This window comes from Streptomyces sp. NPDC058051 (genome assembly GCF_042885475.1).
Classification (GTDB): domain Bacteria; phylum Actinomycetota; class Actinomycetes; order Streptomycetales; family Streptomycetaceae; genus Streptomyces.
On record NZ_JBHVRW010000005.1, the window covers coordinates 168,185 to 182,951 of the forward strand.

Here is a 14,767-nt window from a genome sequence, read left to right on the forward strand (position 1 = left end):
GAGTTCGGACATGAAGACCGTCAACCACTGGATCGGTGGCAAGACCGTCGAGGGTGCGTCGGGCAACTACGGGCCGGTCACCGACCCGGCGACCGGCGCCGTCACCACCCAGGTCGCGCTCGCCTCCCCGGAGGAGGTCGACGCCGCGGTCGCCGCGGCGAAGGACGCCTACGCCACCTGGGGCACGTCTTCGCTGGCCACCCGTACGGCGATCCTCTTCCGCTACCGCGCGCTGCTCGACGCCCACCGCGAGGACATCGCCGCGCTGATCACCGCGGAGCACGGCAAGGTGCACTCGGACGCGCTGGGCGAGGTCGCCCGCGGTCTGGAGATCGTCGAGCTGGCCTGCGGCATCACGACCCAGCTCAAGGGCGAGCTGTCCACCCAGGTCTCCAGCCGGGTCGATGTCGCCGCGATCCGCCAGTCGCTCGGTGTCGTCGCCGGCATCACCCCGTTCAACTTCCCGGCCATGGTGCCGATGTGGATGTTCCCGCTCGCCATCGCCTGCGGAAACACTTTCGTGCTCAAGCCCAGTGAGAAGGACCCGTCGGCCGCCAACCTGCTGGCCGAGCTGGCCGCGGAGGCCGGCCTGCCGGACGGTGTGCTGAACGTCCTGCACGGCGACAAGGTCGCCGTCGACGGACTGCTGAGCCACCCCGACGTGGCGGCGGTCTCCTTCGTGGGCTCCACCCCGATCGCCCGCTACATCCACACCACCGCCTCCGCCAACGGCAAGCGTGTCCAGGCGCTCGGCGGTGCGAAGAACCACATGCTGGTGCTGCCGGACGCGGACCTCGACGCCGCGGCCGACGCCGCCGTCTCCGCCGCGTACGGTTCCGCCGGTGAGCGCTGCATGGCGATCTCCGCCGTCGTCGCGGTCGGCTCCATCGCCGACGAACTCGTCGCCAAGATCAAGGAGCGCGCCGAGAAGATCACGATCGGCCCCGGCAACGACCCGGCGTCCGAGATGGGCCCGCTGATCACCGCCGCCCACCGCGACAAGGTCGCCTCCTACGTCACCGGCGCGGCGGCCCAGGGCGCCGACGTCGTACTCGACGGCACCGGCTACACCGTCGAAGGCTTCGAGGACGGCCACTGGATCGGCCTCTCCCTCCTCGACAACGTCTCCACCGACTCGGACGCGTACAAGGACGAGATCTTCGGCCCCGTCCTGTGTGTCCTGCGCACCGAGACGTACGAGGAGGGCGTCGCCCTCATGAACGCGTCGCCGTTCGGCAACGGCACCGCGATCTTCACCCGCGACGGCGGCGCCGCCCGCCGCTTCCAGCTGGAGATCGAGGCCGGCATGGTCGGCGTCAACGTCCCGATCCCGGTGCCCGTCGGCTACCACTCCTTCGGCGGCTGGAAGGACTCCCTCTTCGGCGACCACCACATCTACGGCAACGACGGCGTGCACTTCTACACCCGCGGCAAGGTCGTCACCACCCGCTGGCCGGACCCGTCCGACGCCCCGGCCGGCGTGGACCTGGGCTTCCCGCGCAACCACTGACCGCCACCGGTTCTGCTGCTCCTCGGCGCCGACGGCCCGTACGGACACCGTGTCCGTGCGGGCCGTCGGCACGTGCGGCAGCCGTATCCGGCAGCCCGGCCGTTCCCGCATCCGCCGCAGGCCCACGTACGGGAGCGCCCCATGGCCGCCACCGCCAGGCCCTGGAACACGATCCACCCGTCGCCCGTACGCGTGCCCGTAACTCGCTCGCTGTGCCCGGTCGGTGGGTGATGTGATGAGGCCATGACCGTCCCGACCAGCCCGCAGCACGAGATCCGCGCCCAGTACACGGACACCACCGTCACCGTCTACCAGGCGTACGCCCCGTCCCTCGGCCTTCCCGCCGCACGTGACGGGCGCTTCCCGGGCGCCTGGAAGCGCGATCGCATGACATGGATCAAGCCGAGCTTCCTGTGGATGATGTACCGCTGCGGCTGGGCCACGAAGGAGGGCCAGGAGACCGTCCTGGCCGTCGAGATCACCCGTGAGGGCTTCGACTGGGCCCTGTCCCACTCCGAACCCTCCTGCTACGTCAGGGGAGTTCACCCCGACCGCACCACCTGGCGGCGCAACCTGCGCCGGAGCCCGTCCCGCGTCCAGTGGGATCCCGAACGCGATCTCCGTCTGGAACGGCTCCCGTACCGCTCGCTCCAACTGGGCCTCTCCGGCGAGGCGGCGCGACGGTACGCGGACGAGTGGACGGTGTCGATCCGCGACGTCACTCCGCTCGCCCGGCAGATCCACACCCAGGTGTCGGCCGGACGGCTCGATGACGCGGCGGAACTCCTGCCGCGGGAGTCGCCCTACCCGCTGGAGAGCGCCGCGTCGTGGTCGCGGGTGCAGCCGGGAAGCGAGTGAGCGGGCGGACGGCACGGAGCCGTTGACCGGACCGGCGGAGGGAAGCGCCCGGCCCCGCGACTCGGGCGAGTGAGCGAATGCTCCATAAGGCGCATATCGGGCGATACGCTCCGGGAATGATCCAGCATGTCATCCCCCTGGCGGCATCCGGCCTGAAGATCGACTGGGCCAGGATGCCGACGTACAACACGATCATGTCGGTGGCCGCAGGCGCGGGGCTGCTGCTCGTGGTGGCGCTGGGGCGCCAGCTCCTCACGCCCGGACGCACCATCACCCCCGAGGGCTGGGTGCTGGCGTTCGGGGCCCTCGGCTTCACCCTGGTCACCACCGGCCTCCACATGACCCTGACCTGGCCGCTCGCCGGGCAGGGCTTCCCGTTCGACAACATCATCTTCGGCGAACCGGCACTCGCCTTCGGCGTCTTCCTCTTCGCCGCGTGCTTCTACCTCTGGAGACGCGGCGCCGAACTCAACAGCGCCGACCGCATCGCCCGTTCGGCCCGCGTCGCCATGCCCATCTCCGTCTTCGTGTTCGGCCTCGGGCTCGCGTGCTTCGGAATCGCCGCCGCAGGCTGGAAGTACACCCTCTTCGCCGCCCCGCCCGAGGAACCCATCTCCGGGGAGTTCGCGCAATGGCCGATGCTGGAGGCGAGCTTCATGTCCGGGCTGTACGTCCTGGTGGGCATCGGCGCGCTCCTCTTCCCGTTCGTGCTGCGCCGGCCGACGAGCTGGATGGCCCCGGTGATCGGCGTCGTCTGGGGACTGGCCGGACTGGCGTTCCTGTTCTTCGGCGGGCTCAACTACTTCACCCACATCGGCCTCATCGTCAACACCATGTGAGCCGACCGGCATCCGGTGGGCCCGGCCGTCCGGCCGAGCCCACCCATTGCCCCCTCCCGCCACGGCCCCTCTCGCGCGCGGGATCCCGTCACCTTCCGCCCGCCCGGACCGCGCGGCATACCGCGTACGGAGTACGGCGGGGGCGTCCCGTACGCCGCAAGGAGGCCGGAGAGTTCCGCCTGACGGCTGCCCACGCACGGCGAAGGTCCGCTTAGGGTCGGAACCATGGAGACCCCTCTCACGCGTACGTCCCGGTGGCGGCGCCTGCTGACCCGTGGACGCGGACGGTGGGCCGCGGGCCTCGCCGCGCTCGTCGTGCTGGCCGGTGCGGGCACCTGGACCGCCGCAGCCGACGGCGGCGGGCCCGCCGTGCACCGCCAGGACCGGACGATGCGGGTGGACGGGGTGTCCCTCGACACCTCGTACTTCACCACCGGAGGCACAAAGCGCCGGCCAGCCGTCCTGATCGGACACGGCTTCGGCGGCAGCAAGAACGATGTGCGGGCCCAGGCCGAGCAGTTGGCCGGTGCCGGGTACGCCGTGCTGACCTGGTCCGCCCGCGGATTCGGGAAGTCGGGCGGGGAGATCTCGCTCAACGCCCCCGACCGCGAGGTCAAGGACGTCTCCCGGCTGATCGACTGGCTGGCGGACCGGCCCGAGGTGGAACTCGACGCCGACGGCGACCCCCGGGTCGGGGTCACCGGAGCCTCCTACGGCGGAGCCGTCTCGCTCCTCGCCGCAGGGTACGACGAGCGCGTCGACGCCATCGCCCCCCAGATCACCTACTGGAACCTGGCCGACGCCCTCTTCCCCGACGGGGTCTTCAAGAAGCTCTGGGCCGGCATCTTCATCAACACCGGCGGCGGCTGCCAGAAGTTCGAGAAGCAGCTCTGCCGGATGTACGAACGGGTCGCCGTCAGCGGGAAGCCGGACGCCGCCGCGCGTGCGCTGCTGACCGAGCGCTCGCCGAGCGCCGTCGCCGACCGGATCAAGGTGCCCGCGCTCATCGTGCAGGGGCAGTCCGACTCCCTCTTCCCGCTCGGTCAGGCCGACGCCATGGCCAAGGCGATCAGCGGCAACGGCGCGCCCGTCGCCGTCGACTGGATCGCCGGCGGACACGACGGCGGCGACCTGGAGACCGACCGCGTGCGGCAACGCATCGGCGGATGGTTCGACCGGTACCTGAAAGGCGACCGGGGCGCCGACACCGGGCCCGCCTTCCGCGTCACCCGGACCGGAGGCATCGACTCCACCGACGGGGCCGCCCTCACACGCGGGGCGAGCAGCGCCACGTACCCCGGACTGAGCAGCGGAGAGGAGACGATCGACCTCGGGCGCCGGGCGCAGACCTTCCACAACCCCGCCGGGGCCAACCCGCCCGCCATCTCGGCCGTCCCCGGCATCGGCGGCGGACTCAGCCGGCTGTCGTCCCTCGGCGTCGGCCTCTCGATCGACTTCCCCGGCCAGTACGCCCGCTTCGACTCGGCGCCGCTGGACACGTCCCTGCGCGTCACCGGTTCCCCGACCGTGCGGGTCGACGTCGGCGCGGAACGGGGCGACGCCGTGCTGTTCGGGAAGGTGTACGACGTGTCGCCTGACGGCAAACAGCAGGTGCTGCCCTCCCAACTGGTCACCCCCTTCAGGATCACCCCGGACCGGCAGGGCAGGGCGGTCCGGCTGACCCTCCCCGCCATCGACCACCAATTCGACGCGGGACACCGGCTCCGCCTGGTCCTCTCCGCCACCGACCTCGGGTACGCCTCACCGGCCGAGCCGACGGCCTACACTGTGACCGCCGCCGGACCACTGACCGTCCCCACCGCCCCCGCGCTGAAGACCGCCCCGACCGCCCTGCCCCGGTGGACCTGGGGGCTCCCGGCCGCCGCCGCCGTGATCGCCGCCCTGCTGCTGCTCACAGCCCGCCGCCGCACCGCGACCCCCGCCCCCGATCCGGCGCTCGCCGAGGTGCCCCTCCAGATCACCGGCCTGTCGAAGAAGTACGCCAGGTCCGCCGACAGGTACGCCGTGAAGGACCTGTCCTTCCGGGTCGAGAAGGGCCAGGTGCTCGGCCTCCTCGGACCCAACGGCGCGGGCAAGACCACGACCCTGCGCATGCTGATGGGACTCATCACGCCCGACGACGGCGAGATCCGCGTCTTCGGGCAGGCCATCCGGCCGGGCGCGCCCGTCCTGTCCCGCGTCGGCTCGTTCGTCGAAGGAGCGGGCTTCCTGCCGCACCTGTCCGGCCGCGCCAACCTGGACCTGTACTGGCAGGCCACCGGGCGCCCCGCCGAGGACGCGCACATCGAGGAGGCACTGGAGATCGCCGGGCTCGGCGACGCACTGGCCCGCGCCGTCCGCACGTACTCGCAGGGCATGCGGCAACGGCTCGCCCTCGCCCAGGCCATGCTCGGCATGCCGGACCTGCTCATCCTCGACGAACCGACCAACGGACTCGACCCGCCCCAGATCCGCGAGATGCGCGACGTGATGATCCGGTACGCGGCCGGAGGCCGGACCGTCATCGTCTCCAGCCACCTCCTCTCCGAGGTCGAGCAGTCCTGCACCCACCTCGTGGTCATGGACCGCGGCCGGCTCGTCCAGGCGGGCCCGGTCGCCGAGATCACCGGCTCCGGCGACATGCTGCTCGTCACCACCGCGCAGGACATGGCCGAACCACTCGTCGGGAAGGTCGCCGCACTGCCGGGGATCGGTTCGGCCGCCCGTACGGACGACGGCCGCGGGCTGCTCGTACGGCTCGACGGCGCCACCTCGTCCGAACTGATCGCCGAACTCGTACGGCTGGACGTGCCGGTGACCGGTGTCGGACCGCACCGCCGCCTGGAGGACGCGTTCCTCACCCTGATCTCCGGAGGCTCCGCATGAGTGCAGCAGTCGATGTCACCGAGGCCGCCGCGGCCCCCGGATACCGCGCCCGGCGCACCCTGCCGCTGCGCGTCGAGGCGGTGCGCCAACTGCGCCGCCGCCGCACGCTGCTCATGGGCGGGGTGCTGGCGGCGCTGCCGTTCATCCTGATCGCCGCGTTCGCGATCGGCGGCACGCCGTCCTCGCGGGGCGGCGGCGACCGGCTCACCCTGATGGACACCGCGACCGCGTCCGCCGCGAACTTCGCCGCGACCTGCCTGTTCGTCTCCGCCGGATTCCTGCTCGTCGTCCCGGTGGCACTGTTCTGCGGGGACACCGTCGCCTCCGAGGCCAGTTGGTCGTCGCTGCGCTATCTGCTGGCGGCGCCCGTGCCACGGGCCAGGCTGCTGTGGAGCAAACTCGTCGTGGCGCTCGGCTTCAGCCTGGCCGCGATGGTGCTGCTGCCGCTCGTCGCGCTGGCCGCCGGAGCCGCCGCGTACGGCTGGGGGCCGCTCGAACTCCCCACCGGCGGCGCGCTCGCGACCTCGGACACCGTGCCCCGCCTCGCGCTCGTCGTCGCGTTCGTCTTCGTCTCCCAACTGGTCACCGCCGGGCTGGCGTTCTGGCTGTCGACGAAGACGGACGCCCCGCTGGGCGCGGTCGGCGGCGCCGTCGGGCTGACCATCGTCGGCAATGTGCTCGACGCCGTCACCGCGCTCGGCTCCTGGCGAGAATTCCTGCCCGCGCACTGGCAGTTCGCCTGGGCGGACGCGCTCCAGCCCGAGCTGGAGTGGGGCGGCATGACGAAGGGCGCGGCGATCTCGGTGACGTACGCCCTGATCCTGTTCGCCTGCGCCTTCCGGGGGTTCAGTCGTAAGGACATCGTGTCCTGAACGTGGCCTCCCGCCGGTTTCCCGGCCTTCGTTGCCGCATCGAGATTCATCCGCAACGTCTTCGTCTGCTCCTCGGCACCCTCTCGCACGTCACATTCACACGTGCGGACACGACGACGTTGGGGGGCCGGGCATGGAACGCCGGACAGGGAAGCATGTACGGACATGGCGAGGGGCGCTCGGGGTGCTGCTGGCGGGCGGGGTGCTGCTCACCGGATGCTCGGGGGCATCGGGCGGAAAGGAGTACAGCTCCGCCGACCGCCGGGGCGCCCCGGCCCCCGCACCCGCCGCGTCGGGCGGGGCGGCCGACAGCGCGAAGGGCACGGACGGTGCGAAGAGGCAGGACGGGCTGCGGGAAACCGCACCGCCCGACTACCTGTCCACCTTCGCCCTGGACGTCGACACCGCCTCGTACGGATACGCGCGCCGCACCCTGGCCGACGGCAATCTGCCGGAGCCGTCCACCGTGCGGCCCGAAGAGTTCGTCAACAGCTTCCGGCAGGGCTACCGGCGCCCGGCCGGCGACGGCTTCACCGTGAACATCGACGGGGCGCGCGCCGGTTCCGGGGCCGACGGCTGGTCGCTCGTACGGGTCGGTCTGGCCACCCGAGCCGCCCCCGCCCGTGACGAGCGCCCGCCCGCCGCACTCACCTTCGTCGTCGACATCTCCGGCTCGATGGCCGAACCCGGCCGGCTCGACCTGGTGAAGAAGTCCCTCGGCATCCTCACCGACGAACTGCGCGACGACGACGCGGTCTCCCTGGTCACCTTCAGCGACAAGGCCACGACGCTGCTGCCGATGACCCGGCTGCGGGACCACCGCGGCAGGATCCGCGACCGGGTCGACTCCATGGAACCCACCGACTCCACCAATCTGGAAGCAGGCATCCGCCGCGGGTACGACGAAGCCGTCGACGGCCGCGTCAAGGGCGCCAACAACCGGGTCGTCCTGCTCTCCGACGCCCTGGCCAACACCGGTGGGACCGACGCCGAAACCATCCTCGAACGCATCGGCTCCGCCCGCCGCGAGTACGGCATCACCCTCTTCGGCGTCGGCGTCGGCAGCGACTACGGCGACGCGCTGATGGAACAGCTCACCAACAAGGGCGACGGCCACACCACCTACATCGCCGACGAGGACCAGGCCCGCAAGGTGTTCGTCGACCAGCTGCCCGCCCACCTCGAACTGACGGCGCGCGACGCCAAGGCCCAGGTCGCCTTCGACCCGAAGACCGTCGAACGCTTCAAACTGATCGGCTACGAGGACCGGAAGGTCGCCGACGAGGACTTCCGCGACGACCGGGTCGACGGCGGCGAGGTCGGCCCCGGCCACACGGTGACGGCGCTCTACGCCGTACACCTCAGGAAGGGCGCCTCGGGGCATGTGGCGACCGCCACTGTGCGCTGGCTGGACCCCACGTCCCGGACTCCGCACGAGCAGAGGGGCTCGGTGGGGACGGACGCCGTCGACGGGCCGCTGTGGGGCGGCGGCAGCAAGCGGCTCCAAGTGACCGCGGTCGCCGCGTACTTCGCCGACACACTGCGCGGCGGCGAGCTTCCCGGCACGCCCGGACTCGGCGAACTCGCCTCACGCGCGGACAGGTTGGCGTCCCAGACCGAGGACGCATCGGTACGCAAACTGGCGACCGCGATCGGGCAGGCCGACCGGCTCAGGAGCGGAGAGGGCGACCACGGGTCCGGGGGTGCGCCGGAGGGCGAGATGGACTGACCGGGACGGGCGGCGAGGCCGCACGGACCGGCGAGAGCCGGCTGTGCGGCCCGCGAGGCGTTCGAGCCCCGGCGGAACCACCCGCACCGGATCCGGACGGCTCTCTCCCTCGCCGCGTTCGCGCCGCCGGCTGTGGTCGCCGTGCAGCGGCGCGACCCGTGGGTGCGCTCGGCGCCCGGCGGCGGCCTTGGGCGCCGCGCCACGTGGAGGAGCTGTGACGATCCGGGCAGAGGGTGCAACCCGCCCGTGCGACAGCCGGTCTGAGTGTGCGACAGGTCCCGTGCGGGGCCGAGACAGGTCCCGTGCGGGACCGGCGGCCCGCACACGTCAAGGAGCACCACTCCTCACCCCCCACTTCTCGTCCGCACGAAGGAGTCCACGTGGCATATCGCGCCCTCGGAACCACCGTCGTCCTCGCCATCGCCGTGGCGGCCACCGTGATCACGTTCCCCACCGCCCAGGCATCGACGACCACCTCCGCGCCCACAACCGCCTCCGCGCCCACCTCTGCCGCCGCCACGGCCTCGGCGCCGTCCGAGGGGACCGCGCCCGCCCCGGCCCCGCGACGCGACGACTTCAACGGGGACGGCTACCCGGACCTGGCCTTCACCGCGCCGGGCGCGACTGTCGGCGGTAAGGCCGGAGCCGGCTACGTGGCTGTGGTGTACGGCTCCGAGGACGGCCTGCGGACCTCCACCAAGCAGGTCTTCACCCAGGACTCGCCCGGCATCCCGGACACGGCCGAGGCCGACGACGCGTTCGGCGGCTCGACGGTCTCCGCCGATCTCGACCAGGACGGATACAGCGACCTCGTGGTCGGCGCGGGGAACGAGAAGATCGGCTCGGCCGCGTCCGCCGGTTCGCTCACCGTCATCTGGGGCGGCCCGCAGGGACTGTCCGGTGGCGCGACCCTCCTGAACGGCGAGGAGCCGTACGACGGAGTCGGCGGCAAGACCGCCGTGGGCGACTTCGACGGTGACGGGGCGCCGGACCTCGCCACCCTCGGGACGAGCGACATCCACGTCCTGTCGGGCCCGTTCACGCGCGACGGCGGCGCGGCGGCACCCGTCAGGGAGATCCGTGACACGGACGACCTGCGCTACCTGGACGTCACCGCCGGCGACCTCAACGGCGACGGCCGCGACGACCTGGCCGGTGTCGTCCACGACGGCGACGAGTACGACGCCCGGCGCATCCTCGTCCGTGACGGCGGCGCCACCGGCCTCAGCGACGACTACACCGTCGTCAACGGGGCGAACGGTCTCCGCCTCCAGGGCGGCGAGACCATCACGGCCGGCCAGATCAACGGTGATGCGTACGCCGACCTCGTCGTGGGCCGCCCGGTCGACGGCTACGACAGCGACCTGGACACACCGCTCGCCAAGGGCGGCATGATCACCTACGTACCGGGCAGCGCCACCGGCCCGCGCGGCGACCGGGCCAGGGTCCTCAACCAGGACAGCGCCGGTGTACCGGGCGTCGCCGAAGCGTCCGACTGGTTCGGCGCGTCCGTGTCGATCGGCGACATGAACGGCGACGGCTACGGCGACGTGGCCGTCGGCGTCCCCCACGAGGACCTCGGCACGACGAAGAACGCGGGCTCGGTCCTGGTCCTCCCCGGCACCGCGTCCGGCCCCACCGGCACCGGCACCGTCGGCTTCCACCAGGACACGGCCGACGTACCCGGCGTGGCCGAGGCGGACGACGAGTTCGGCGGCGCCGCCAGGCTGGTCGACGCCGACCGCGACGGCCGCGCCGAACTGGCCGTCGGAGCCCCCGGCGAGAACGCGGACGCGGGCTCCCTGTGGATCTTCCCGACCACGGCCTCCGGTGTGACGGCCAAGGGTTCGTTCACGTTCGGCCACGGAACGCTGGGCACGGTGGCGACGGAAGCGAGGCTGGGGTCGTCGTTCAACCGCTGACCCGGTGCGTGTTCCGGAGGCGGGACGGACCCGTTCCGCGTCACGCGGTCGATGCGGGAGGGGGCGCCGGACGGCGAGGGTCCTGATCCGTCAACGACCCACGCCGCGAGCCGAGTCGACGACGGTCCCGCCGCACCGGCGACCTGCCGGAACCCCTCTGCGGACCCTCTGCCCGGCCCCGGGCGCGCGTACCCGGGGCCGGGCGGACACCGCTGCTCCGTTCCGGCAGAGGAACACGGGCCCAATGCCGTTCATCCGGAACGTGAAGGCCGGGGGAATCCTCGAACATATCGCCGGTTTTCCCTGCTGGAGCTCCGGCGCACGACGTTAATATCGCGGCCCGTCCCTCTCACCGAGACCGCGAGGCACCCGTGGCGCCCCTCAGCAAGCTCTACCTCCAGCTCGACGACGTCGAACTTCCGGACGCGATTCCGTACTCCCAGGTGAGCGCATGGGAACTGCGCTTTCTCTACCTCCTGGGACGCCACCGGCTGACCGGAGCGGGCAAGGTGATCGAGCTGGGGTCGGGTGGCGGCGGATCGACGTACGCGCTCGCACTCGGTCTGAAGGAGAACCCGGACTTCGACCAGACGGCAAAAAAGCTGCACGCGTACGACTTCTTCCGGGTCGGGAAGGGCACCTTCGCCTCCGAGAAATTCTTCTCGGCCGGAGTCGCCCCCGAGGACTCCAACTCCTTCCTCGACGACTTCAAGGACAAGTTGAAGCCGTTCACCGACTTCATCGAGCTGCACCCCGGCGACATCTGGCAGACCTCGGACCCCGACGACCGCAGCCCCATCGAGTTCCTGCACGTCGACATCGCCAAGACGGCGCGGGTCTTCCGCTGCGTGGCCGAGCGCTTCCTGCCCCGACTGGAGCCGGGCTCCGTGCTGCTGCACCAGGACTTCGCCAGCCCCCGGCTGCCGTGGCTGCACTACAGCACCGGCCTGCTGCTGCCGTACATCGAGATCGCCGGGCCGCCCATCCGTTCCACCCTGGCCTTCGAGGTGGTCAGGCCGATTCCGCAGGACGTGCTGCGGGCCATCGCCGAGGACGCCTTCGACACCGACGAGAAGCTGAAGCTGATGTCGGCCGTCCAGGACGCCGTCGACCGGGACTACACCGACGGGATCCCGTTCAAGGCCGTGATCGAACTCGCCAAGGCCTACGTCGCCCACTACGACGGTGACCACCGCCGCGCCTGGAAGACAGCCGAGCCGCTGACCTCGGACGCCTACCTGAGCCGGACCCGCAAGGACCACTTCGCCCAGCTGGAGAAGGCGTTCAACGGCGCCGAGCCCAGCGGCCGTTCCTCCGGCCTCGCCCGGCTGGTCCGGAAGGTGACGCGCAGGGCGTAGCCGCCGGCCGGTGCCAGGGCGACGTCACTCCGTCCGCCTGCGGGTCTGCTTCACTTCCCGGTCAACGGCCCAAGCATCGGCAACCGGGCCGAGGTGGCCGAGCTTGTCCGGGTTGATGACCGAGCGGATGGTCTGGATCCGCCCGTCCAGCATGTCGAGGGCGAGGATGTGCAGGACCTTGCCGTCGCGGTCGCGGAAGAGCGCACCCGGCTGGCCGTTGACCTCGCGCGGTTCGCACGTGATGCCGGTACGTGCCATCAACGGGTGGACGGTGGCGAGCAGCCGGGCCACGTTCCCGGCGCCGGCGACGGCCCTGGCCAGCTGCGGGGCCCTGCCGCCGCCGTCCCCGACGAGCTGGACGTCGGCGGACAGCAGACTCTGCAGTCCCTCCACATCTCCCTGTGACAGCGCATCGAAGAACCGCCTCGCCAGCTCCTGCCGCTCCTGGCGGTCCGCCTCGAACCGAGGCCGCCCCTCGTGCATGTGGCGGCGTGCCCGTACGAGCAGTTGTCGGCACGCCGCCTCCGAGCGGTCCACCGCCGTGGCGATCTCGTCGAAGCCGAAGGCGAAGACCTCCCGCAGCACGAACACCGACCGCTCCAGCGGGCTGAGCCGCTCCAGGAGCAGCAGCGCCGCCATGGACACCGAATCGGCCAGCTCCGCCGCGCGGGCCGGGTCCTCGTACGGATCATCGAGCAGCGGCTCGGGCAGCCATGGTCCGACGTACTCCTCGCGTCGCACTCGGGCCGAGCGCAGGACGTCGATCGCGATCCGGGTCACCGTGGTCGACAAGAACGCCTTGACCGACACCGGCCGGGTGGACGAGGCGTCGTAGCGGAGCCAGCTCTCCTGCACCGCGTCCTCCGCCTCGCCCACGCTGCCCAGGATCCGGTACGCGATCGAGAACAGCAGCGGCCGCAGCTCCTCGAATTCCTCGATCTTGCCCACGCCGACCCCCCCTGCGGTCCGGGCGCCCGGCCGGACCCGCGCCGACGAGGCATCTTGAGACGATCCTTCGATGTGTGTCCGGAGCAGCCGACACTCGCTCGCGCGCATCGTCCGGCCCGTCTCGATCATGGCACCCCTCGCTCGGGGCAGCGGCGGTTCAGTGGAACTGACCGGCCTGGTAGTCGCGGGTCGGCTGCTGGGTGACGACGCTCGGCCGGTTCGCCATGTCCATGAAGGAACTGGCCTGACGAGGGCCGTGAGCCGCTCCTCGTCGTCGGGATGTCACAGACCAAGTCGCTGCCTCGTCTCGTGTTCGGAAGTACTCGATCAGGGAGTTGATGATGAACGTCGCGCTGTGGATCACCGCCGGAGTGCTCGCCGCTGTCTGCCTCGTGGGCAGCTCCAAGATGTTCGTGCCGCAGGCGAAGCTGGCCGCGGTGGGTTCCTCCGCACAGTGGGTCCTGGAGTTCAGCCCCGGTGCTCTCAAGGCCATCGGCGCAGTCGAACTGCTGGCCGCCGTTGGCCTGACCCTGCCCGCTGTGCTCGACATCGCGCCGATACAGGTGCCGTTGGCTGCGACCGGACTTGTTCTGCTGTTCGCATGCGCGCTCACCATGCGTCTGCGCCGTGGCGAGAGGGCTACGATCGCCGGCGACCTGATCTACCTCGTTCTGGCTGCCTTCGTCGCCTGGGGCCGCTTCGGCCCCACGCCCTTCACCGGCTGAGCGCCGGGTCGACCGCCACCGAGGGGCGCGGTGCCGAAGTGCCGGCTCACCGCGCAGGGACCGGCGCCCACGCGCCAGGGTCTGCCGTCAAACTCTCTCCTGCTCCACGGGCGACGACCGGATGTGTCCGGGGAGTCGTTCGCCCGGATCGTCGGCCGTGGCGGTGGCGGTGGCGGTCGGCAGGGGGATGCGGTGCGGTCGAGCTCCTGTGTGAAAGATCGTCAACTCGCTCCGGCTCTACAGAAAGATGACTGGCATGGAGATTCTTCGGTATGTGTTCCTCGTCTTCCACCTCTTCGGGTTCGCCGCGCTCCTGGGTGGCATCTTCTTCCAGCTGCGAGGGAAGGACCCGGTGACGGGCAGTTACATGCTGAGCAGCGCGGTCGTTCAGCTCGTCACGGGTGTGGGACTCATCTGGGCCCGAATATCCCTGGACCTGCCGGTGTCTCACCCAAAGATGGGGGTGAAACTGGCCTTGGACGTCCTGGTGGCGGTGACAGCGCTGGTGGGCATGCGCAACAAGCAAGCGTGGGCCTTCTTTGCCGTGGCGTCGTTCACGGCGGCCGCAGCCGTCGTGGCCGTCGCGTGGACGTAGTTCTCGTACTCCAGCACGCTCTGCTGCACCGGTCCGCGACGGGAAGGGGCCGTGGCGATGTACGGAGCGATCCACGAGGAGCGCGGCCGCAGAGGGTGTGCCGAGGAGGACATGCGCGTCGTGCCCGGCCCTCTGGCGACCTACGCACGGTGCGTTTTCCGCGGCCCCCGTAGAAACTCGATGACAGCCGGACAGCGCAGTGCCGGACCGTCCCCACCGTGACCTGGGGAGGGTCCGGCGCTTATGCGTTCGCTACGCGGCCCTCGCTACGGTGCGGTGACCTGTAGAAAGGCCCTCCCGAGGGAGGGCCTGATGGTGTACGGGCTGTGCGCCCCCGGCAGGACTCGAACCTGCGGCCAAGCGCTTAGAAGGCGCCTGCTCTATCCACTGAGCTACGGGGGCCGAATGGTGGCCTCGGTGGCCTGGAGCCCTCGGGCCGGGCCGGACGATGGCCCGCCGGGACAAGGATAGGGCTCCGATCGCCTCGACCCGGTTGCTTCACCTGCGTGGCACGATGTGGAGGTT

General features: G+C 71.2%; 11 protein-coding genes and 1 tRNA gene. 10 read left to right on the forward strand and 2 right to left on the reverse strand.

Annotated elements, in window-relative coordinates; genetic code table 11:
• The first annotated feature begins 10 nt into the window (after window positions 1–10).
• From mmsA to ACFVUT_RS10830, 8 genes are all read left to right on the forward strand, one after another.
• A complete protein-coding gene (mmsA, locus tag ACFVUT_RS10795; RefSeq protein ID WP_389645214.1) occupies window positions 11–1,510 on the forward strand; it encodes a CoA-acylating methylmalonate-semialdehyde dehydrogenase in 1,500 nt (499 codons plus the stop codon).
• Window positions 1,511–1,753: 243 nt separating this feature from the next.
• Window positions 1,754–2,368 carry a DUF4291 domain-containing protein gene (locus ACFVUT_RS10800; protein WP_389645217.1) on the forward strand — a complete coding sequence of 205 codons (615 nt, stop codon included), beginning with the start codon at window positions 1,754–1,756 and terminating at the stop codon, window positions 2,366–2,368.
• A 116-nt stretch (window positions 2,369–2,484) separates the two neighbouring features.
• Entirely contained in the window at window positions 2,485–3,207 is a 723-nt protein-coding gene (locus tag ACFVUT_RS10805; RefSeq protein ID WP_389645220.1) for a DUF981 family protein, read from the forward strand.
• Window positions 3,208–3,432: 225 nt separating this feature from the next.
• A complete protein-coding gene (locus ACFVUT_RS10810) occupies window positions 3,433–6,093 on the forward strand; it encodes an alpha/beta fold hydrolase (RefSeq protein ID WP_389645223.1) in 2,661 nt (886 codons plus the stop codon).
• Window positions 6,090–6,965 carry an ABC transporter permease gene (locus tag ACFVUT_RS10815; protein WP_389645226.1) on the forward strand — a complete coding sequence of 292 codons (876 nt, stop codon included), beginning with the start codon at window positions 6,090–6,092 and terminating at the stop codon, window positions 6,963–6,965. The genes ACFVUT_RS10810 and ACFVUT_RS10815 overlap by 4 nt, the downstream gene beginning before the upstream one ends.
• 133 nt (window positions 6,966–7,098) lie before the next feature.
• Window positions 7,099–8,694, forward strand: a complete 1,596-nt coding sequence (locus ACFVUT_RS10820) for a von Willebrand factor type A domain-containing protein (RefSeq protein ID WP_389645229.1) — start codon at window positions 7,099–7,101, stop codon at window positions 8,692–8,694.
• A 380-nt stretch (window positions 8,695–9,074) separates the two neighbouring features.
• Window positions 9,075–10,616: a VCBS repeat-containing protein gene (locus ACFVUT_RS10825; RefSeq protein ID WP_389645232.1), complete on the forward strand. Its 1,542-nt coding sequence runs from the start codon at window positions 9,075–9,077 to the stop codon at window positions 10,614–10,616.
• A gap of 371 nt (window positions 10,617–10,987) precedes the next feature.
• A complete protein-coding gene (locus ACFVUT_RS10830) occupies window positions 10,988–11,974 on the forward strand; it encodes a class I SAM-dependent methyltransferase (protein WP_389645235.1) in 987 nt (328 codons plus the stop codon).
• A 24-nt stretch (window positions 11,975–11,998) separates the two neighbouring features.
• On the opposite strand, the gene ACFVUT_RS10835 is transcribed toward ACFVUT_RS10830, so the two are convergent.
• Window positions 11,999–12,922 (reverse strand): RNA polymerase sigma-70 factor, encoded by a 924-nt coding sequence (locus tag ACFVUT_RS10835; protein WP_389645238.1) that lies wholly within the window; start codon window positions 12,920–12,922, stop codon window positions 11,999–12,001.
• Between the two features lie 341 nt (window positions 12,923–13,263).
• On the opposite strand from ACFVUT_RS10835, the gene ACFVUT_RS10840 reads away from it, so the two are divergent.
• Entirely contained in the window at window positions 13,264–13,647 is a 384-nt protein-coding gene (locus ACFVUT_RS10840; RefSeq protein ID WP_389645241.1) for a DoxX family protein, read from the forward strand.
• Between the two features lie 256 nt (window positions 13,648–13,903).
• Window positions 13,904–14,242, forward strand: a complete 339-nt coding sequence (locus tag ACFVUT_RS10845) for a hypothetical protein (protein WP_389645244.1) — start codon at window positions 13,904–13,906, stop codon at window positions 14,240–14,242.
• A gap of 329 nt (window positions 14,243–14,571) precedes the next feature.
• Here ACFVUT_RS10845 and ACFVUT_RS10850 read toward each other — a convergent pair.
• Window positions 14,572–14,644: transfer RNA gene (locus ACFVUT_RS10850), tRNA-Arg, on the reverse strand.
• Window positions 14,645–14,767 lie beyond the last annotated feature (123 nt).

What these genes read in the sequence shown, in the direction of transcription:
- ACFVUT_RS10800 (WP_389645217.1), top strand. Translation starts at nt 1,754, where the DNA reads ATGACCGTCCCGACCAGCCCGCAGCACGAGATCCGCGCCCAGTACACG.
- ACFVUT_RS10845 (WP_389645244.1), top strand. Translation starts at nt 13,904, where the DNA reads ATGGAGATTCTTCGGTATGTGTTCCTCGTCTTCCACCTCTTCGGGTTC.
- ACFVUT_RS10840 (WP_389645241.1), top strand. Translation starts at nt 13,264, where the DNA reads ATGAACGTCGCGCTGTGGATCACCGCCGGAGTGCTCGCCGCTGTCTGC.
- ACFVUT_RS10810 (WP_389645223.1), top strand. Translation starts at nt 3,433, where the DNA reads ATGGAGACCCCTCTCACGCGTACGTCCCGGTGGCGGCGCCTGCTGACC.
- ACFVUT_RS10820 (WP_389645229.1), top strand. Translation starts at nt 7,099, where the DNA reads ATGGAACGCCGGACAGGGAAGCATGTACGGACATGGCGAGGGGCGCTC.
- ACFVUT_RS10815 (WP_389645226.1), top strand. Translation starts at nt 6,090, where the DNA reads ATGAGTGCAGCAGTCGATGTCACCGAGGCCGCCGCGGCCCCCGGATAC.
- ACFVUT_RS10805 (WP_389645220.1), top strand. Translation starts at nt 2,485, where the DNA reads ATGATCCAGCATGTCATCCCCCTGGCGGCATCCGGCCTGAAGATCGAC.
- mmsA (WP_389645214.1), top strand. Translation starts at nt 11, where the DNA reads ATGAAGACCGTCAACCACTGGATCGGTGGCAAGACCGTCGAGGGTGCG.